Origin of the sequence: Acidovorax sp. IB03, from assembly GCF_016406015.1 — a bacterium.
Taxonomy (GTDB): Bacteria; Pseudomonadota; Gammaproteobacteria; order Burkholderiales; family Burkholderiaceae_C; genus Acidovorax; species Acidovorax temperans.
This window is the reverse complement of sequence record NZ_JAEFCH010000031.1, coordinates 31,334-50,507: the sequence shown is the minus strand read 5'-3', so window position 1 is coordinate 50,507 and position 19,174 is coordinate 31,334. Positions and strand designations below refer to the sequence as shown.

19 protein-coding genes and 1 tRNA gene are annotated in these 19,174 nt (G+C 64.2%); 9 read left to right on the top strand and 11 right to left on the bottom strand.

Annotated elements, in window-relative coordinates:
- The first annotated feature begins 68 nt into the window (after positions 1 to 68).
- Complete coding sequence (locus IHV84_RS15420) at positions 69 to 899, top strand: hypothetical protein (protein ID WP_198847513.1); 831 nt, start codon at positions 69 to 71, stop codon at positions 897 to 899.
- A gap of 166 nt (positions 900 to 1,065) precedes the next feature.
- Here the strand turns inward: IHV84_RS15420 and IHV84_RS15415 are convergent.
- From IHV84_RS15415 to cysS, 5 genes are all read right to left on the bottom strand, one after another.
- A tRNA-Ser gene (locus IHV84_RS15415) sits at positions 1,066 to 1,158 on the bottom strand.
- 65 nt (positions 1,159 to 1,223) lie between these two features.
- Complete coding sequence (gene tilS, locus IHV84_RS15410; protein ID WP_198847512.1) at positions 1,224 to 2,174, bottom strand: tRNA lysidine(34) synthetase TilS; 951 nt, start codon at positions 2,172 to 2,174, stop codon at positions 1,224 to 1,226.
- A 156-nt stretch (positions 2,175 to 2,330) separates the two neighbouring features.
- Positions 2,331 to 3,308: an acetyl-CoA carboxylase carboxyltransferase subunit alpha gene (locus IHV84_RS15405; protein WP_066690120.1), complete on the bottom strand. Its 978-nt coding sequence runs from the start codon at positions 3,306 to 3,308 to the stop codon at positions 2,331 to 2,333.
- Positions 3,309 to 3,395: 87 nt separating this feature from the next.
- Positions 3,396 to 4,070 carry a DNA-3-methyladenine glycosylase 2 family protein gene (locus tag IHV84_RS15400; RefSeq protein ID WP_198847511.1) on the bottom strand — a complete coding sequence of 225 codons (675 nt, stop codon included), beginning with the start codon at positions 4,068 to 4,070 and terminating at the stop codon, positions 3,396 to 3,398.
- A gap of 45 nt (positions 4,071 to 4,115) precedes the next feature.
- On the bottom strand, positions 4,116 to 5,492 hold the full coding sequence (cysS, locus tag IHV84_RS15395; RefSeq protein ID WP_198847510.1) for a cysteine--tRNA ligase: 1,377 nt from the start codon (positions 5,490 to 5,492) through the stop codon (positions 4,116 to 4,118).
- Between the two features lie 215 nt (positions 5,493 to 5,707).
- Here cysS and IHV84_RS15390 point away from each other — a divergent pair, with 215 nt between their 5' ends.
- The 6 genes from IHV84_RS15390 to IHV84_RS15365 all read left to right on the top strand — a co-directional run bounded on the left by IHV84_RS15390 (position 5,708) and on the right by IHV84_RS15365 (position 11,219).
- Positions 5,708 to 6,790 (top strand): tetratricopeptide repeat protein, encoded by a 1,083-nt coding sequence (locus IHV84_RS15390; protein ID WP_198847509.1) that lies wholly within the window; start codon positions 5,708 to 5,710, stop codon positions 6,788 to 6,790.
- A 126-nt stretch (positions 6,791 to 6,916) separates the two neighbouring features.
- Positions 6,917 to 8,245: a L,D-transpeptidase family protein gene (locus IHV84_RS15385; RefSeq protein ID WP_233100051.1), complete on the top strand. Its 1,329-nt coding sequence runs from the start codon at positions 6,917 to 6,919 to the stop codon at positions 8,243 to 8,245.
- The gene (locus tag IHV84_RS15380; RefSeq protein WP_198847508.1) at positions 8,242 to 8,823 is read left to right on the top strand and encodes a peptidylprolyl isomerase; all 582 of its coding nucleotides are present in this window, start codon (positions 8,242 to 8,244) and stop codon (positions 8,821 to 8,823) included. The genes IHV84_RS15385 and IHV84_RS15380 overlap by 4 nt, the downstream gene beginning before the upstream one ends.
- A 21-nt stretch (positions 8,824 to 8,844) precedes the next feature.
- Positions 8,845 to 9,372 carry a peptidylprolyl isomerase gene (locus tag IHV84_RS15375; protein WP_198847507.1) on the top strand — a complete coding sequence of 176 codons (528 nt, stop codon included), beginning with the start codon at positions 8,845 to 8,847 and terminating at the stop codon, positions 9,370 to 9,372.
- Between the two features lie 183 nt (positions 9,373 to 9,555).
- The gene (locus tag IHV84_RS15370) at positions 9,556 to 10,335 is read left to right on the top strand and encodes a UDP-2,3-diacylglucosamine diphosphatase (RefSeq protein ID WP_198847506.1); all 780 of its coding nucleotides are present in this window, start codon (positions 9,556 to 9,558) and stop codon (positions 10,333 to 10,335) included.
- A gap of 53 nt (positions 10,336 to 10,388) precedes the next feature.
- Positions 10,389 to 11,219 (top strand): zinc-dependent peptidase, encoded by an 831-nt coding sequence (locus IHV84_RS15365; RefSeq protein ID WP_198847505.1) that lies wholly within the window; start codon positions 10,389 to 10,391, stop codon positions 11,217 to 11,219.
- Between the two features lie 122 nt (positions 11,220 to 11,341).
- On the opposite strand, the gene mdeB is transcribed toward IHV84_RS15365, so the two are convergent.
- Positions 11,342 to 14,044, bottom strand: coding sequence for an alpha-ketoglutarate dehydrogenase (gene mdeB, locus IHV84_RS15360; protein ID WP_198847504.1), 2,703 nt, complete (start codon positions 14,042 to 14,044; stop codon positions 11,342 to 11,344).
- A gap of 103 nt (positions 14,045 to 14,147) precedes the next feature.
- Here mdeB and IHV84_RS15355 point away from each other — a divergent pair, with 103 nt between their 5' ends.
- Positions 14,148 to 14,621: an Lrp/AsnC family transcriptional regulator gene (locus IHV84_RS15355; protein WP_044401012.1), complete on the top strand. Its 474-nt coding sequence runs from the start codon at positions 14,148 to 14,150 to the stop codon at positions 14,619 to 14,621.
- Here the strand turns inward: IHV84_RS15355 and IHV84_RS15350 are convergent.
- A complete protein-coding gene (locus IHV84_RS15350) occupies positions 14,569 to 15,861 on the bottom strand; it encodes a methionine gamma-lyase (protein ID WP_198847503.1) in 1,293 nt (430 codons plus the stop codon). The genes IHV84_RS15355 and IHV84_RS15350 overlap by 53 nt on opposite strands.
- 149 nt (positions 15,862 to 16,010) lie before the next feature.
- Here IHV84_RS15350 and IHV84_RS15345 point away from each other — a divergent pair, with 149 nt between their 5' ends.
- A complete protein-coding gene (locus IHV84_RS15345; RefSeq protein ID WP_066698195.1) occupies positions 16,011 to 16,478 on the top strand; it encodes an Lrp/AsnC family transcriptional regulator in 468 nt (155 codons plus the stop codon).
- Positions 16,479 to 16,509: 31 nt separating this feature from the next.
- On the opposite strand, the gene IHV84_RS15340 is transcribed toward IHV84_RS15345, so the two are convergent.
- From IHV84_RS15340 to arfB, 4 genes are all read right to left on the bottom strand, one after another.
- Positions 16,510 to 16,668, bottom strand: coding sequence for a DUF3014 domain-containing protein (locus IHV84_RS15340; protein ID WP_198847502.1), 159 nt, complete (start codon positions 16,666 to 16,668; stop codon positions 16,510 to 16,512).
- Between the two features lie 155 nt (positions 16,669 to 16,823).
- Positions 16,824 to 17,495: an alpha/beta hydrolase gene (locus IHV84_RS15335; RefSeq protein ID WP_198847501.1), complete on the bottom strand. Its 672-nt coding sequence runs from the start codon at positions 17,493 to 17,495 to the stop codon at positions 16,824 to 16,826.
- 83 nt (positions 17,496 to 17,578) lie between these two features.
- A complete protein-coding gene (locus tag IHV84_RS15330; protein ID WP_198847500.1) occupies positions 17,579 to 18,412 on the bottom strand; it encodes a class III extradiol ring-cleavage dioxygenase in 834 nt (277 codons plus the stop codon).
- Positions 18,413 to 18,563: 151 nt separating this feature from the next.
- Positions 18,564 to 18,983: an alternative ribosome rescue aminoacyl-tRNA hydrolase ArfB gene (gene arfB, locus IHV84_RS15325; protein WP_198847499.1), complete on the bottom strand. Its 420-nt coding sequence runs from the start codon at positions 18,981 to 18,983 to the stop codon at positions 18,564 to 18,566.
- Positions 18,984 to 19,174: the final 191 nt, after the last annotated feature.

The following is a 19,174-nucleotide window of genomic DNA, read 5'->3' as shown; positions in this document are numbered from 1 at the left end:
CACTGTACAAACAACAAAGACCCCGAAGGGCCTTTGCTTAACTTACTGGCATTGCTGTCTCCGGCGCCGTGGCAACCTTCAAACCGGATGCCCCGGGCGTCGCCGCCAATGCGCAGTGCACGGCCTCGGTGGACGCACCAGCGACGAAGGATGCGGCTGGAACTGTGTTCACCGGATCAACGGCCCTAACCAGCTTCACAGTGAAAGCGCTGGCTTGCCCTGGTGGCGCGGCCAACTCCCCGCCGTCGTTCAATGGTGCAACCTTGGTGGCTGCCTGCGGCAACGTGTTTATTGAACCGGCGGTTGCCAAGAATCTCTGGCCAGGGATCGTCACTGGCATCCAGACAGCTCTGGAGATGGATCGCAAGGTCTACGGCACGCTGCAAGCGACCCATCCGGATGTGCTGGTGTGCCAGTCGGGGACATGTGCGGACTATTTTGCGGGGCCTCGGCGGCGTAATGTGACGCTGTACCCGAATACCTATGCGGGTCAGTATGTGGCGCCGCGCATGACCGTGGTGCTCACGTCACCGACCTGGACGCAGAACCCCTATGTGCTCGCCCACGAGTTCTCGCATGTGGAGGTGGCGGCGCGCACTGGTGGCAAGCACGTGCCAGCCTGGTTCGATGAGGGGCTGGCGACTTACATCGCTGGTGAGCCGATCTGCACTAACGTCACCGGCAAGGGTATTGATGACCTGCGCAAGCTCGATCTGGAGACAGACTGGGCGGCCTACACCGGGCCGGAGGACGTATTCTTTAAGACCTACTGCCAGGCGCGTGCGGAAGTGGCGGCTTGGATCGGCAAGCGCGGCAATGCCGGGGTAGTGCAACTGCTGGATGCTGTGCGGCAGGGGCAGTCGTTCACTGGGCAGTATGGGGCAATGCAGACGCAGTAACGCGAGTGGACCAGCCGGGTGTTCCGCGACTTGAATCGTCCAAGATTGCCCGGCTTCATCCAGCCACAGCCAGTTTCAAAGTATGGTTAGAAAAATGGCCTGGAAACAAAAAAGCCACCTTTCGGTGGCTTTTTGCTTTCTAAATCAACAACTTAGAAATAGTTTGTGGCGGAAACGGAGGGATTCGAACCCTCGATGAGGCTCTACACCCCATACTCCCTTAGCAGGGGAGCACCTTCGGCCACTCGGTCACGTTTCCAATCCCGCTATTATGCCTCATTTTTGAGGCTTTCTAGGAAAACCTGGAGGCTTGCCGGAGAGGTTTCAGGCCGCACTCCATTCAAGTACAGCCCCTTGCCTCAGCGCAAAGCCACGCCCCACTTTCAGGCGCAAACGGTGTCCTCGGGTCGTGCACGCAGCTATCTGATCCAGCAGCTCCGCCAGCTGGGCGGCGGATGGGGTGGTTTGGTGATGGATTCGCAGCCAGTAGCGCAAGACGTTGGCCTGCCTTGAGCGGGTCAGCGTCTGTAGGCGCTGTATCGTGGGAGGCAAGCCCGTGGCAGCGAGGTCTTGCTCTGCGATCTCTTGCAGCAATTCGTCTGCCTGGGCTGCGTTGGCCGCGGTTCGTCCAAACGTTTCCCGATACGAGGGGAAAACTGCCTGAAGCGCAGGCAGTAGCTGGGCGCGAATGCGATTGCGGGTGAAACGCTGGTCTGTGTTGCTGGGGTCTTCTATCCATGCATGCCCACCTTGGCGTAACCAGTCGCGCACGTCATGACTGGATACCTGGAGCAGTGGCCTGCACCAAACGCGCCCTTGCCGTTGCCAGTGGGCGGGCATGGCTGCGATGCCGGCGACCCCTGAGCCGCGCGATAAGGCAAGGAGCATGGTTTCCACCTGATCGTCTGCATGCTGCGCCAGCGCTACAGTCTTGATAGCAGCTAGCGCAGGCTCAGAGGCCAGTGCAGCATCAAATGCCTGATAGCGCGCCTGGCGTGCAGCATCTTCCGGGCTCTGGCCGCTGGCGTGGCGGCCGTCCACACGCTGCACGAACAAGGGAACACCGAGAGCGTTGCACAGCTGCACGCAATGCCGCTCGAAAGACGCTGCCGCCGCTTGCAGGCCATGGTTCACATGGATGGCGCTGACTTGTCCCGGGTACTTTCGTGACGCAGCCAACAACAGCGCCGTGGAGTCTGCGCCCCCACTGAGCCCCACCGCCAAAGGTAGCTTGGGCGAAAACGCCGCCATGGCAGCGTCCACGGAGATGGTCATGCCCAGACCTCCGCATGCCCTGCCCCGCACTGGCACCATTGAGCAATCCACCGAAGGCGAGAGAGAAGCCCAGCCATCGGCACAAATGCAAAAGCCCCATCCGGGGCCTTTGCAGCGGTGCTACGTAGCGCGAAACTCGTGGCCACAGTCAGGCGTTCAGCGGCTGTCTGCCTTGGTGTCACTGAAGCGGCCATAGCTTTGCAGACGCTCATAACGACGATCCAGCAGGTCTTTGGTCTTGAGGTCGGCCAATTGGCGGAAGGCATCGCCCAAAGCGCGCTTGAGGAAAGCCGCCATTTGCTTGTGGTCGCGGTGGGCGCCGCCCACGGGCTCGCTCACGATCTTGTCCACCAAGCCCAGAGCCTTGAGGCGGTGGGCAGTAATGCCCAAGGCATCGGCCGCTTCCTGGGCCTTGTCGCTCGTCTTCCAGAGGATGGAGGCACAGCCTTCTGGGCTGATAACGGAATAGATGGCGTATTGCAGCATCACGACCTGATCAGCCACGCTGATGGCCAGCGCGCCGCCAGAGCCGCCTTCGCCAATGATGGTGGTGATGATGGGCACTTCGAGCTGCGCCATCTCGAAGATGTTGCGGCCAATGGCCTCGGACTGGCCGCGCTCTTCGGCATCGATGCCGGGGTAAGCACCGGGCGTGTCCACAAAGGTGAACACAGGCAGCTTGAACTTCTCGGCCGTCTTCATCAGGCGCAGCGCCTTGCGGTAGCCCTCGGGCTTGCTCATGCCAAAGTTGCGCATGGCGCGTTCTTTGGTGTCGCGGCCCTTTTGGTGGCCCATCACCATGCAGGCGTGGCCGTTGAAGCGGGCCAAGCCACCTACGATGGAGAGGTCGTCCGCATAGTGACGGTCGCCGTGCAGTTCCACAAAGTCAGTGAAGATGTCGCGCACGTAGTCGAGCGTGTAGGGACGCTCGGGATGGCGGGCAATCTTGGTGATCTGCCAGGGGCTCAGCTCGCTGTAGATGTCTTTGGTGAGCTGCTGGCTCTTCTTGCTGAGCTGATCGATTTCTTCAGAAATATCGACAGCGCTTTCAGTCTGCACGTAGCGCAGTTCTTCGATTTTGGATTCGAGCTCAGCAATCGGCTGTTCGAAATCCAGAAAGGTTTTTTTCGCCAACGTTTTTCTCCTTAGGTCGCGCACTGCGGGGCAGCCGCGAACGGCACGCAATGTAACCGATGTCAAACAAGGGTCGGTTGTCCGCCGTCAATCGGCAGTGGGTGCGGGGTCCAGCGACCGCCAAATATACCAAGTCGCCACACTGCACCAAGGCTTCCAGGCCTCGGCCACTTCACGCGCATCGCTGCGGCTGACCTGCTCGCCCGAAAAATAGTTCTGGCTGATACCGGTGATCAGTCCAGGGTCATCCAGCGGCAGCACATTGGGGCGCTGCAGATAGAAGATGAGGAACATTTCGGCCGTCCAGCGGCCAATGCCACGGATGTCCACCAGCTCGGCAATGATGGCCTCGTCGTCCATGGACTCCCAGTCCTTGACGTGCAGCTTGCCGTTGTCAAAGTGCAGGGCCAAATCCACCAGATAGTCGATCTTGCGGGCCGACAAGCCTGCGGCGCGCATATCGTCCACCTTGAGCTTGAGCACATGGGCCGGGCTCAGGGTTCGCGACAACGCGGCAAAGCGTTCCCACACGGCTTGTGCGGCTTTGACCGACGACTGCTGGCCCACGATGCTGCGCGCCAGCGTGGTGAATGCATCGCGCCGGGTTTGCAGCGCTGCATCGCCAAATTGGGGGATCAGGCGCTTCATCACCCGGTCTTTCTTGACCAGGTGTTTGCAGGCCTCAGCCCAGTAGGCCGGCGTCGCCAGATCAGGCAATGCCTGGGCTGCATCCGCAGATGCTATTTTTTTAGTAGCTGCCACCGCTCATCCAGTCTGCCTTAATGGCGGTTTTCTTCATAAAAAGAATCACTGTGCAGCTTCCCAGGTCGTACCGGCTGCAGAGTCCTTGAGCACGATGCCCTGGGCCAGCAGGGCCTGACGGATGCGGTCGGCCTCAGCAAAGTCCTTGGCAGCCTTGGCTGCTGCGCGGGCGGCAATTTGCGCCTGAATGGCGGCTTCGTCGAGTCCAGCACCCGCCTGCAAAAACGCCTTGGGATCGCCCTGCAGCAAGCCCAGGCATTGGGCCAGGGCCTTGAGCAGACCAGCCAGTTCGGCAGACCGGGTCTTGTTGACTTCGCTGGCCAGGTCAAACAGCACTGCCACGGCTTCGGGCGTACCAAAGTCTTCGTCCATGGCGGCCTTGAAGCGGGCGGCGTAGGGGTTGCTCCAATCCACAGACACAGTCGCAGGCTCCACCAGGCTCAGCGCGGTGTACAGGCGTTTGAGGGCCTGGCGCGCGTCGTCCAGGTGGGCATCGCTGTAATTGAGTGCGCTGCGGTAATGGGCGCGCACGATGAAAAAGCGGACCGTTTCAGCGTCGTATTGCTGGAGCACATCGCGGATGGTGAAGAAGTTGCCCAGGCTCTTGGACATCTTCTCGTTGTCCACGCGCACAAACCCGTTGTGCACCCAGAACTTGGCCAGCGGCTTGCCCGTGGCGCCTTCGCTCTGGGCGATTTCGTTCTCGTGGTGAGGAAACTGAAGGTCCGCACCACCGCCGTGGATGTCAAACGTCTCGCCCAGCGTGGCGCAGCTCATGGCCGAGCACTCGATGTGCCAGCCGGGGCGGCCCGTGCCGAACTCACTCGCCCACTTGGCGTCGTCCGGCTCATCGGCCTTGGCAGACTTCCACAGCACGAAGTCGAGCGGGTCTTCCTTGCCGTCTTGCACGGCCACGCGCTCACCCGCACGCAGCTCGTCGAGTGACTTACCCGACAACTTGCCGTAGCCATCGAACTTGCGCACGGAGTAGTTCACATCGCCATTGCTGGCGCGGTAGGCCAGGCCCTTGCCTTCCAGCTGGCCAATCAGCGAAAGCATTTGCGGCACATATTCCGTGGCGCGGGGTTCAACCGAGGGCGGCTCGATGCCGAGGGCGCCAATGTCCTGGTGCATGGCAGCGATCATCTCGTCGGTGAGCTGGCGGATCGTGATGCCACGCTCCAGCGCACGTTTGATGATCTTGTCGTCAATGTCGGTGATATTGCGCACATAGGTCACGCGCATGCCGCTGGCCTTGAGCCAGCGCTGCACCACATCAAACGCCATCATCATGCGCGCGTGGCCAATATGGCACAGGTCATAAATGGTCATGCCGCAGACGTACATGCGGACGTGGCCAGGTTCGAGCGGAGAAAAGTCTTCCAATGCACGCGACAGCGTGTTGTAGATGCGCAAGCTCATGGGATGTCAGGGTCGGGATCGGGGGTGTGGATGGGCGATGCGGATCGCCCTGTAGCGCGAGGAAATGGTCCCTCGCGGGGGACGGCGCCTCTAGTGGGCGACCGATGAAATCACCAGCGGCAACAGTGCTCCGTCATGACAACCCCCTCAGCTACAATCCGCCGCAGTATAAGCCCGGCCCGGGTTTCACGCCGTTCAACCCCTCCAGAACCCTCATGAAGCAAGTCCGCCGCACCCTTCCCCGACTACTGCGCCTGTTGGCACTGACGGCCCTTGTCGGTACCGGTGCTGCCCAGGCGCAGGCCAACGACTATGCCGAAATCACGCAGCTGCTCAAGGCAGGCAAAGCGGCCGAAGCCCTGACCAAGACGGACCAGCGATTGTCTGCCACGCCCCGCGATCCGCAATTGCGCTTTCTCAAGGGTGTGGCCCAGGCCGAATCGGGCAAGCCGGCAGACGCCGTGGCCACGTTCACCAAGTTGACGGAAGATTACCCAGAGCTGCCCGAGCCCTACAACAACCTGGCCGTGCTGTATGCCAACCAGAACCAGCTGGACAAGGCCCGCACCGCGCTGGAAATGGCCATCCGCACCAACCCCAGCTACGCCACCGCGCACGAAAACCTGGGCGACATTTACGCCAAGCTGGCCAGCCAGGCCTACAACAAGGCACTGCAGCTGGATGCGGCCAACGCCACATCGGTCAAGCCCAAGCTGGCCCTGATCCGCGAATTGTTCTCGGCCGACATTGCCAAGGGTGCCAAGCCTGCAGCGGCAGCGCCTGCCCCGGCCGTGGTGGCTACCCAGCGGCCGGCACCGGCCCCTGCACCTGCTGCGGCCCCAGCACCCGCTGCGGCCCCCGCCCCCACACCGGCCCCTGCCGCCACAGCGGCTGCACCGGCTGCCACACCGGCCCCGGCACCCGCCGCGCCAGACGCAGCCAAGCAAGAAGCCGCGAAGGATGCCAAGGAAGTCACCGCAGCCGTGCAAGCCTGGGCAGCCGCCTGGGCTGCCAAAGACATGAAGGCCTACCTGGCCGCATACGGCAAAGACTTTGACCCACCAGGTCGCATGACCCGCGCCGCGTGGGAAAAAGAACGTGAGGCCCGGATCGTGGGCAAATCCAAGATCACCGTGCAGGTGTCCGACCTGAACGTTTCGGTGAACGGCAATAAGGCCACGGCGCGCTTCCGCCAAGCCTACAGCGCTGACTCGCTGAACGTCTCCAGCCGCAAGACGCTGGATCTGGTCGAGAGCAACGGCCGCTGGCTTATCGTGCGCGAAGCCACTGGCGGCTGACCTGCAAACCGCCTGCGCTGCACCAACCCTGCCCACGGGCAGTGATGTGTGCGGCGGGCGCCTGACCTTGACTTGCCCTCTTTCCTTTATCTTGACAGCCCCTTGACACAGCGCCGCAGGGTGGGAATGCCCACCTGGATTCGTCACACCGCCAGTACCCTGACGCTGCTTGCCATGGCTGTGCAGGCCAGCGCCTACGCACAGCCATCGCAGCCGCCCAAGCGCACATCGGCCCAGGCACCGCAAGCCGCTGCAAAAAACCAGCGCTCAGCGGCCCCCTCCAAGCGCGCTACGGCCAAGCCCGCAGCCCCGGTGGCCGCCCCCGCACTGCGAGACGGGCAGGCCGAGGCGCGGTTGCTGAAGGTGTACCAGCTGGCCAGCGAAGGCCGGGGGCGCGAGGCACTGGTGCAGGCCGAAAGCCTGGCGCGCGAGCATCCCAACTTTCAACTGGCGCAACTGGCCGTGGGCGACCTGCTGGCGGCCCGCGTGCGCCCCGTCAAGCAACTGGGCGATGTCCCGGAGCCCTCCCTGCCCTACCCGCCCGAGGTGATTGCCACGCTGGACGAACTGCGCACCGAATCACGCCAGCGTGTGCAGGCGCAGCGCAACCGCCCCGCGTCCACCCACATCCCGGCGCAGTTTGTCGAGCTGGCCCCCCGCTACAAGCATGCGATTGCCGTGGATGCCTCGCGTTCGCGGCTGTACCTGTTCGAGAACACCGACAAGGGCCTGAAGCTGGTGGCGGATTACTACGCTTCGGTAGGCAAGCTGGGCATTGAAAAGGCGACAGAAGGCGACCAGCGCACCCCCCTGGGCGTGTACTTCATCACCAGTCGGCTGGACCCTGCGACGCTGAAGGACTTTTACGGTGCGGGTGCCCTGCCCATCAATTACCCCAACCCGCTGGACCAGGTGCGGGGCAAGACCGGCAGCGGCATCTGGCTGCACGGCACGCCGCCCGACCAGTTTTCTCGCGCACCGCTGGCCACCGATGGCTGCGTGGCCCTGGCCAACCCGGATCTGGAGCGCATTCTGCGCACGGTGGAGCCCCGCTCCACCCCCGTGGTGATTGCCAAGCAACTGCAATGGGTGCAGGCCCACAGCGTGCAGGCCGAGCGCAATTCGTTCGAAGCCGTGCTCAACGCCTGGAGCGCTGCCAAGTCCGAAGGCAACATGAACCGCCTGCTCGGCTTTTACGCGCCTGACTTCCAGAGCCACAAGAAAAAGCCCCTGTCTGAATGGGCCACTGTGCTGCAGGCGGAATCCCAGGCGCTCAAGGGCCGCCCTGTCCACCTCAAGGACAAGGCTTACCTGCGCTGGACGGACTCGGCCGACACCATGGTGGTAACGTTCGGCGAAGTGGCCGAAGGTGCGCGCACCGGCCCCATCAAACGCCAGTACTGGACGCGACGCGGCCAGCAATGGCAAATCTTTTTTGAAGGAGTGATTGGATGATTTCCAAAAGAAAATCGGTGCTGGCGCTTGCTGGATTTGCGCTAGCAGCTATGTTTTCCGTAGCACCCGCCCACGCTCAGACGGCCCCCAAGGTCAAGCTGACCACCTCCCTGGGCGACATCGTGGTGCAGCTCGACCCTGCCAAGGCTCCCAAGACGGTGGAGAACTTCCTCGCCTATGTGAACGACAAGCACTACGACGGCACGGTGTTCCACCGCGTGATCGACGGCTTCATGATCCAGGGCGGCGGCTTCACTGCCGACATGGTGCAAAAGCCCACCAAGTCACCCATCCCGCTTGAAGCCAACAATGGCCTCAAAAACGACACCTACACCATCGCCATGGCGCGCACGGGCAACCCCAACTCGGCCACCTCGCAGTTCTTCATCAACGTGAAGGACAACGCCATGCTCAACGCCCCCAACCCTGACGGCCACGGTTACGCCGTGTTCGGCAAGGTGGTGGAAGGCACCGCGGTAGTCGACAAGATCAAGGCCGTGGCCACGGGCAACAAGGGCCCCCACCAAAACGTTCCCAACACCCCCGTCACCATCACCTCTGCCACCGTGGTGAAGTGATTTTTTGAAGAAAGCACTGCAATGAGCAATCCACAAGTTGAACTCCACGTCACCATCAACGTGGCTGAAACCGCAACCCAAGGCGTCATCACCCTGGAACTGGACGCCGTGAACGCGCCCAAGTCCACCGCCAACTTCCTGGCCTACGTGAACAGCGGCTTCTACAACGGCACCGTGTTCCACCGCGTGATCAAGAACTTCATGGTGCAAGGCGGCGGCATGACTGCCGACATGAAGCAAAAGGAAACCCAGGCCCCCATCGAAAACGAAGCCAAGAACGGCCTGAAGAACGACATGTACACCGTGGCCATGGCCCGCACGGGCGACCCCCACAGCGCCACCGCCCAGTTCTTCATCAACACCGTGGACAACGGCTTCCTGAACCACAGCTCGCCCACCCCCCAAGGCTGGGGCTACGCCGTGTTCGGCAAGGTGGTGAAGGGCCAGGAAGTGGTCGATGCCATCAAGGCCGTGCGCACCACCCGCAAGGGCTTCCACGACGACGTGCCCTTTGACCCCGTGGTCATCGACAAGGCTGTGGCGCTTTGAGCCTCATCCCCCTGAGGCGCTGCGCGCCTTCCCCCTTCTCTCGAATTGCTGCGCAATTCGGGAAGGGAGACGCCGCCAGCGCGGCGGGGCGGACCTTGCGCGGCGGCCACTGGCTTGCATCGCGCCGGTTTCATGCGCCGCGCTCATGGCTGTGCGCATGAAGCTCTGAGAGAAACGAACTCCGTGACCCCGACCGTGCCCCCGTTGGAGGAGCTTGTTGCTCCCTCACACTGGCGCACGGTCGATTTCATTTCCGACCTGCACCTGCAGGCCAGCGAACCCGCCACCGTGGCCGCCTGGCAGCAGTACCTGCTAACCACGCCGGCCGACGCCGTCTTTTTACTGGGCGACATTTTTGAAGTGTGGGTGGGCGACGATGCCATCCACGACCCTGGCAGTTTTGAGGGCCAGGTGTGCGCCCAGCTCCAGGCCGCTGCACGGCGCACCGCGCTGTACTTCATGCACGGCAACCGCGACTTTCTGGCGGGCGGCGCTTTCTTGAAGCACTGCGGCATCACCGGCCTGCAAGACCCGACCGTGCTGAGCTTTGCAGGCCAGCGCTACCTGCTCAGCCATGGCGATCTGCTGTGCGTGGACGATGTGGACTACCAGCGCTTTCGCGTGCAGGCCCGCAGCCCCGCCTGGCAGCAACAGTTTCTGTCGCAACCGCTCGCTACGCGCCGCGCACAGGCGCGCGGTATTCGGCAAGAGAGTGAAGCGCGCAAGCAGTCGGGCACGGTCTATGCCGATGTGGACCACGCGAGCGCCATCGCCTGGCTGCAGGCCGCAGGCGCGCACACCCTCATCCACGGCCACACCCACCGCCCGGCAGACCATGCCCTGGCACCCGGCTTGCAGCGCGTGGTGCTCAGCGACTGGGACGCGGCCGCATTACCCCCGCGCCTGGAAACACTGCGTTTGTCGGCCACGGGCTTGGAACGCGTGGCCCTGGGCCCCATGTAGCGGGTGTATTGAACTCAGGGGCGTGCCCACAGCAGGCCCCGATCCAGCCCACCATGCCCCCTTTTCTCAACCGGCTCTGGCGCAGTGTGCGTGCCACCGTGGCCCCCGTGCCCGACATTTCGGCAGAGCTTTGGCTGCAAACCCTGCAGCGCTACCCCTTCCTGGCCCGCCTGTCGCTGCCCGAGCAGGGCAAGCTGCGCGCGCTCAGCGCACTGTTCATGGACCAAAAGCAGTTCCACGGCGCCCATGGGCTGGAAGTGACCGATGCCATGGCCATCGACATTGCGGCGCAGGCCTGCCTGCCCCTGCTGCACCTGGGCGATGCCGCCAAGGCCCTGGACTGGTACGACGATTTCGTGACCATCGTGGTCCACCCCGGTGAAGCCGTGGCCCGGCGGCAGATGGTGGACGAGGCAGGCGTGGTGCACGAACACGCACAGGTGCTGCTGGGCGAGGCCATGGAGCGCGGCCCGGTGATGCTGAGCTGGCAGCACATTGCCAACGCCCACGAAAACACCGCGCGCGGCCACAACGTGGTGGTGCATGAATTTGTGCACAAGCTGGACATGCGCAGCGGCGACGCCAACGGCTGCCCGCCATTGCCTGCGGGCTTCATGGGCGCACGCACGGGCCGAGCGGCCTATGAAGCGTGGTGGAACGCGTGGGAGCCCGCCTACCAGGACTTTCGCGAGCGCGTGATTCTGGCCGAGCGTTTTGGCGCTGAAAAGCCCTGGCTTGATGGGTATGGAGCCACATCGCAATCCGAGTTCTTTGCCGTGGCCTGCGAGGCCTACTTTGTAAACCGCGCCCGGTTTGCGCAAGAGTTCGCCAGCCTGGTGCCCGTGCTGGATGCGTTCTTCCGGCGTGAGGCGATGACCGACTGAAGGCCATCGGCCCCCAAGCTGTGCGCCAGCGATGGCCCGCAGTACCTTGGGTTGCGCAGTGTGAATGCTATATTTTCAATAGCTGCTGGCGCTTATCCATCAAGCGCCAGCAGCCATTTTGGCTATAAACCCAACGCAAACCGCGCCGCCTTCGCCACGGTCTGGGCATCCACCCCAAAGAACTGGCGCAGCGCCGCGCGCGTGTCGCTGCGGCCAAAACCGTCGGTGCCCAGGGTGATGTAGCGGCGGCCTTCGGGCACGAAGGCGCGCACCGTCTCGGGCACGGCGCGCACGTAGTCGGTGGCGGCGATCACCGGCCCGGCGGTGCCTGCCAGTTGTTGCGTGAGCCAAGGCGTGCCGTGCTCGGCCTCGCCACTCAAGGCGCGCTGTTCGCAGGCCACGCCATCGCGGGCCAGCTCGCTCCAGCTGGTCACGCTCAGCACGGTCACCTCCACGCCTTCAGCCGCCAGCAGCTCGGCTGCCTTGACCACTTCGGTCAGGATGGCGCCCGAGCCCATCAGGGTGACGTATTTGGATGAAATCGGGCTCTCACGCCCGCCCATCAAGCGCTGGTAGCTCCTGAAAACATAGCAGCCACGCAGCACACCTTCGGTGGCACCCGCTGGCAAGTCGGGCTGGGCGTAATTCTCGTTCATCAGCGTGACGTAGTAGAAAACGTCGCGCTGCTCGGTCACCATTTCGCGCATGCCAGCGTCGATGATGACGGCCATCTCGCCTGCGTAGGCTGGGTCGTACGCCTTGCAATTGGGGATGGTCGCTGCCACCAGATGACTGCTGCCGTCCTGGTGCTGCAGGCCCTCGCCGCCCAGCGTGGTGCGGCCCGAGGTGGCGCCCAGCAAAAAGCCCCGCGCCCGCTGGTCGGCAGCCGCCCAGATGGCATCGCCCACGCGCTGAAAGCCGAACATCGAGTAGTAGATGTAGAACGGCAGCATGGCCAGGCCGTGCACGCTGTAGCTGGTGGCCGCCGCGGTCCAGCTGGCGATGGCCCCGGCCTCGCTGATGCCTTCTTCGAGGATCTGGCCGTCCAGCGCCTCGCGGTAGCTCAGCACCGAGCCAATGTCCTCGGGCGCATAACGCTGGCCCACGCTGCTGTAGATGCCGACCTGCTTGAACAGGTTGGCCATGCCAAAGGTGCGCGCCTCGTCGGCCACGATGGGCACGATGCGGGGGCCGAGTTGCGCATCCTTGAGCAGCGTGCCCAGCATGCGCACAAAGGCCATGGTGGTGCTCATCTCCTTGCCATCGGCCTGCAGCGCGAACTGCGCGTAGCTTTCGATGGCGGGCACGGGCAGCGCATCGCACACGGTCTCGCGCCGCGGCAAGTAGCCACCCAGTTGTTGGCGGTGGCGGCGCAGGTACTGCATCTCAGGGCTGTCTTCAGCAGGCTTGTAGAAGGCCAGGCCCGTGGCCTGCGCGTCGGTGAGCGGCAGGTTAAAACGGTTGCGGAATTCGATGAGGTCGGAATCATGAAGCTTCTTCTGGCTGTGCGTGGTCATCTTGCCCTGCCCCGCCGTGCCCATGCCGTAGCCCTTCTTGGTGTGGGCCAGGATGACGGTGGGCTGGCCCTTGTGGGCAGCAGCGGCGGCATATGCGGCGTGGATCTTCACCAGGTCGTGCCCGCCGCGCTTCAAGCGGTCGATCTGCTCGTCCGTCATGCCCTGGGCCAGCGCGGCCAGCTCGGGGCTTTGGCCGAAGAAGTTGTCGCGGTTAAAGCGCCCGTCCTTCGCCGCAAAGGTCTGCATTTGCCCATCCACCGTGCCTTGCAGCGTGCGCACCAGCGCGCCTGTCAGGTCGCGGGCAAACAGGCCGTCCCAGTCACTGCCCCACACCAGTTTCACCACGTTCCAGCCCGCACCGGCAAACAGGCGCTCCAGTTCGTCAATGATGCGGCCGTTGCCGCGCACCGGGCCGTCCAGCCGCTGCAGGTTGCAGTTGACTACCCACACGAGGTTATCGAGCCCCTCACGTGCGGCCAGGGTCAGGGCGCTCATGCTTTCGGGCTCGTCCATCTCGCCATCGCCAAACACGCCCCACACACGCCGCTTCGCGGTGTGTCCCCCTGCCTCGTTGCGCCCTTCGCAGTTGAGCAAGTTGCGGTGCGTGAGGTAGCGCATAAAGCGTGCGTGGTAGATGCTGCTGATGGGCCCAATGCCCATCGAGCCGGTGGGGAACTGCCAAAAATCAGGCATCAGCCACGGATGCGGGTAGCTGCACAGGCCCTGCGCCCCGGCGGCGGGCGCTGTCAGCTCCTGGCGGTAGTGCATCAGGTCTTGCTCAGACAAGCGCCCCTCCAAAAACGCCCGTGCGTACACCCCCGGCGCGCTGTGCGGCTGAAAGAACACCAGGTCGCCCCGGTGCTGGCCCTCGCCCAGCCCCTCGCGGGCACGGAAGAAGTGGTTGAAGCCGCTCTCAAACAAATCCGCAGCACTGGCATAGCTGGCAATGTGCCCGCCCAGCTCGCTTGAACCGCCCAGATCGGCCTGGTTGGCCCGCACCACCATGGCCAGCGCGTTCCAGCGCATGATGGACGCCAGCCGCTCTTCCACCGCCAAGTCGCCCGGGAAGACGGGCTGGTTCTGCACGGCCACGGTGTTCACGTAGGGCGTGTTGAGCTGCGGCTGCCAGCCAATCTGCTGGGTGCGCGCCAGGTGCACCAGCTCGGCCAATATGAGGCGAGCCCGCTCGGGCCCCTCGGTGGCCACCAGGGCCACAAAGGCGTCGCGCCATTCGGCGGTTTCTTGGGGGTCGATGTCAGCCACAGTGTCCTGAGGGCTGAGGAGATGGGTGGGCAGTGGGGCGTTCATGGGAGCACACTGTAGAAAAGTTTTCCAAAAATAGGATGCCGAAGTGCGCAGAATTCGCCACTTCAAAAGCACAATATGCTGCACCACAATGAAATGACAGCATATGAAGCTTGACGCAACCGATCTGCGCATTCTGGCCGAGTTGCAGGCCGATGGTTCGCTCTCCAACGTAGAGTTGGCGCGCCGCGTGCACCTGTCACCTTCGCCCTGCCTGGCGCGGGTGAAGGCGCTGGAGGCGGCGGGCGTGATTGCCCGCTATGTGGCGCTGGCCAATGCGGCGGCGCTGGGCCTGGGGCTCAATGTGTTCATCAACATCAGCCTGAAGACGCAGAGCAAGGAGGCGCTGGCCGACTTCGAGCGGCGCATCGCCGAGCACGACGAGGTGATGGAGTGCTACCTGATGAGCGGCGACTCCGACTACCTCATCCGCGTGGCACTGCCCGATATTGCGGCGCTGGAGCGGTTCATCCTGGAGCAGCTCACGCCGATTCCGGGCATCGAGAAGATCCGCTCCAGCTTTGCGCTCAAGCAGGTGCGCTACAAAACGGCGCTGCCGCTGCCGCACGCTCGGGGCTGATCGCCGTGTTGATGCCTGCGCTCAGGTCCATGGCATGGGCCAGGTCCAGCGCCTGCCCGATGTCGGCGAGCAGGTCGTCCAGGTCTTCCAGCCCCACCGACAGGCGCACCAGCCCTTCGGCAATGCCGTGGGCGGCTCGCTGCTCGGGCGTGTAGGTGGAATGCGTCATGCTGGCCGGGTGCTGGGCCAGGGTTTCAGCGTCGCCCAAGCTCACGGCGCGGGTGACGAGTTGCAGTGCGTCCATGAAGCGCACACCCGCCTGCAGGCCACCGCGCAGCTCAAAAGCAATCATCCCGCCCATCTGCCGCATCTGCTGCTGGGCCAGCGCGTGCTGCGCAAAGCTGGGCAGGCCGGGGTAGTGCACGGCGGCGGCAGCCGGGTGGGCGGCGATGAACTCGGCCACCTTCTGAGCGCTCTGGCAGTGGCGGTCCATGCGCAGGGCCAGGGTTTTCAGGCCGCGCATCACCAGGTGTGCGTCTTGCGCCGACATCACCGCGCCCGTCATGTCTTTGAGGCCGTACAGGCGCACGCGCTGGGCCAGTTCGGCATCGGCAAACACGGCTGCGCCCGCCGTCAGGTCGCCATGGCCGCCCAGGTACTTGGTCATGGAATGCACGCTCACATCGGCACCCAGCAGCAATGGCTGCTGCAGGTAGGGCGTGCAGTAGGTGTTGTCCACCACCACCTTGGCGCCCTGGGCGTGGGCCAAAGCTGATACCGCAGCGATGTCCACCAGGCGCATGTTGGGGTTGGCGGGGGTTTCCAGGTAGACCACGCGGGTCTTGGCAGTCAGCGCCTCGGCCAAGCGCGCGGGGTCGGTCATGTCCACATGGCGCACCGTGACGCCAAAGCGCCCCAGCCCGTGGTGCAGGAAAGAGAAGGTGCAGCCATAGAGCGTCAGGTCGGCCAGGATTTCGTCGCCCGGCTCCAGCATGGACCATAGCGTGGCGGTGATGGCGCCCATGCCCGAGCCGAACACCACTGCGCCCGCGCCCTCTTCCAGAGCCGCCAGTCGCCCTTCCAGCAGCGCCAGCGTGGGGTTGGCAATGCGGGTGTAGAAGTAGCCGGGTTCCTCGCCAGCAAAGCAGCGCGCGCCATAGGCAACGTCCGGGAAGGCATAGGTGGCCGAGGTGTGGATGGGCGGCACCAGCGCGCCCTGGTGGTCGGCGGGGTTGTAGCCGTGGTGAATGGCGCGGGTGCTGAAACCGGTGGCGGTGGAGCGGTCGGTGGTGCGGGTCATGCTTGTCTCCTGATGGGCCGACCACAGGCGGGGTGCGGGTCGGATGTGGCGATTCTTGGCCTCATCGACGGGCAAAATTTCGCCATCTTTGCCCAAAAATCCAATCACAAGGGCAAAATTTGCCCTAATCAATCACCTTGCAAGCCACCATGCACCACTACCAGCTCGACCCCGTAGACCGCACCCTGCTCAACGCCCTGCAGCGCGACGGCCGCGCCACCGTGGGCGATCTGGCCGAGGCGGTGTCGCTTTCCACCTCGCCTTGCTGGCGGCGCGTGCGTGCGCTGGAAGAGGCCGGGGTGATTGCGGGCTACCACGCCCACCTGCACCGCCAGCGCGTGGGCTGGGGCGTGCTGGGCTTTGTGCAACTGGCGCTGCACGACCACACCGCCGAAACCACCTCGGCCCTGGAGCGCGAGGTGATGGCCATGCCCCAGGTGCTGTCATGCCACAACCTCTCGGGCCGGTATGACTACCAGCTGGAGGTGGTGGCGGCCGACCTGGAATCGTTTGCCGACTACGTGCGCACCCATGTGCGCAGCCTGCCCGGCGTGCGTGAGATTTCGACGAGCTTTTCGCTCAAGGAAGTGAAGCGCACCATGGCGCTGCCGCTGTAGCAAGCTGCGCGGCAGCCACCGCTCCAACCCTTCAGCGTTGCGGGAGTTGCAGCGCGCTGGTGGCCACACGCTTGCGCAGCTCGCGAATCAGCGCTTTGGCCCGCGCCTCGTTGGCGGGCCCCATGCGCACCAGAATTTTCTGCCCGCTGGAGAGCGATACCAGCGCCAGGTCCACCAGTTCATACCGCATCAGGTCTCCTCAGGTCAAAACAGGAACAACCCTTGTCCGACTGGCTGAGGAGCCAGGCGTTCCCTGCCCCTACCGCAGTGGGGCTTGCTGGATTGGAAACCCGCTGGGTGAGGCGCGCGTAACGCGATGTAGACTGCGCCCCGCTCGCCTCAGGGCTAGAACGCCATCGGCGTCTTCGAAAGGGACTCAAGCCACGCCACCGTAGCCGCCAGTTCGGATGGCCGGATCTCGTGCGCGCTGGGAAACTCGTGGTATGCCACCGACACGGGCAGCGTAGCCATGTGGTGCGCGATGGCCTGGGCGTGGGCCAGGGGGATCACGTTGTCGTGGGTGCCGTGGCTCAGCCACAGCCGCTTGCCGCGCAGCGCATCCGCAGGCGCCGTCAGGGGCACCACCTGCGGCAGCAGGCGGCTGTGCCACACCAGCGCAGCGTGCATCAACGCTGGCTGCGTCAGCAGTAACGACAGCGCCATGATGCCGCCCTGGCTGAAGCCGCCCACCACAACCCGCTCAGGCGGGATGCCCAGTTGTTCGCTGGCGGCTTGAACCGTCTGTGCCACCAGCGCGCGGCTTTGCGCCTCTTGCGCTTCGTTGATGGTGCGCTCGCCATTGGGCTCGATGGAGAAATCAAACCAAGCATGCGAACCCGGCCCCATCCGAAACGGCGCCCGCAGGCTCAGCACATGAAAGCGGTCTGGTATCTGGGGCGCCAGGCTGAACAGGTCCTGCTCGTTGCTGCCCACGCCGTGCATCAGCACCAGCAACCAGGGATGGGGCGTGGTGGCGGTGGCGGGGCGTTGCAAAAAGGTCAGTGGCAAATCAAGCATATCCAGTCACCTCGAGCGGGTTGAAAAGTTGGGCGCCAGCACCCGCCAGGCGGGCGCTTGGTGCAGGGGCCAGGGTTTGGCGGTCAGTGCACCGGGTGCAGCGAAAAGGCATCCATGGCCAGCATGCTGTACATCACTTCGCGGCTCAGGTAGTTTGCCCGCAAATCGTCGCCTGCTGCGCCCAGCGCGAAGAAGAAGGGCAGGAAATGGTCGTCCGTGGGGTGGGCGCGGGCAGCGTGCGGGGCCTGGCTGCGGTAATTCAGCAAGGCTTTCAGGTCGCCCCGTGCCAAAGCGTCTTCAATCCAGCGGCTGAACTCCAGCACATACGGGGCGGGCTCGCGCGCGCCGCCAAAGAATTCCGCCAGGTTGTGCGTCATGCTGCCAGAGCCCACCACCAGCACGCCCTGGCTGCGCAGGCTGCGCAAGGCAGCGCCCATCGCATACACCTCTGCCGGGCCCGCGCCCACGGGCAGCGCCACCTGCACCACGGGCACATCGGCTTGCGGCAGCAAGTGCATCATCGGCACCCAGGCACCATGGTCAAAGGGCCGAGCTGCATCGCCCTGCGCGGCAATGCCCGCAGCGCCCAGCAACTCCAGCACTTCAGAAGCCAACGCAGGCGAGCCCGGGGCCGGGTACTGCAACTGGTACAGCGCGGGAGGAAAGCCGCCAAAGTCGTGCCACGTGGCGGGCTGCGCACCCGCCATCACCAGGGGGGATCGCGCCATCCAGTGGGGCGACATCACCACCACGCCGCGCAGACCCGGAAACTGCGCCTTCAGCTCCTGGCCCCAGCGGGTCAGCGCCGGACCGGTTTCACCGGCCTCCACCGCAAACAAGGGTGCGCCGTGCGACACGAACAGTGCAGGCACGGCTGCGGAAGCGGGGGTAGAAAGAGCGGAAGAATGCGTGGACATGGAACACCTCTTGTGAGTATTCGTACTGTAGAAGAGATCGTCCCGACGAAAAAGCCGCCGAACAAGGACGGATTGTTCCGCCCATGCTGCGAATCAACCCTCTTCGTGGCACCCCAGCGGTGGTAGCCGCCGCGCGGTGTGGGCTGGCCGCTCAATCCCCGCCGCGCACCCGCCCCCGCAGCGCCTTGGTCTCGCCCCGCTGGCTCTTGCCCGCCAGGCGGCGCTGCTGCGCGCCGTACGTGGGCTTGGTGGGGCGGCGCACGCGCGGCGGCGCAGCCACCGATTGCACCAGCGCGTTGAGCCGGGCCATGGCGTCAGCCAGGTTCTGCTCCTGGCTGCGAAACTGCTGGGCCTTGATCACCACCACCCCGTCTTGCGTGATGCGTGAATCGTGCAAGGCCAACAGACGCTCTTTCACCGCCTCTGGCAATGCGGATGCCCGCACATCAAAGCGCAGATGCACGGCGCTTGATACCTTGTTGACGTTCTGCCCACCCGGCCCCTGCGCACGCACGGCGCACCACTCCACCTCTTCAGGCTGAATGGGGCGAACCAACGGGGCAGTAGACATAGGGCGGTGATGGGGGTGGAGGCAAGGCTGAGAGCTGCTTCTTCTGGAAACACAAGAAACACGCAGCACCAGAATACCGCGCCTTTTTGCCGCGCCGTTTGCACAGGCCGCAAAAAGCGCCCTGCCCCAAAGAGGCAAGGCGCTGGGAAGGCGCTTCGGCGGTGACGACGCCCGAAGCGCGAGGGGAATGG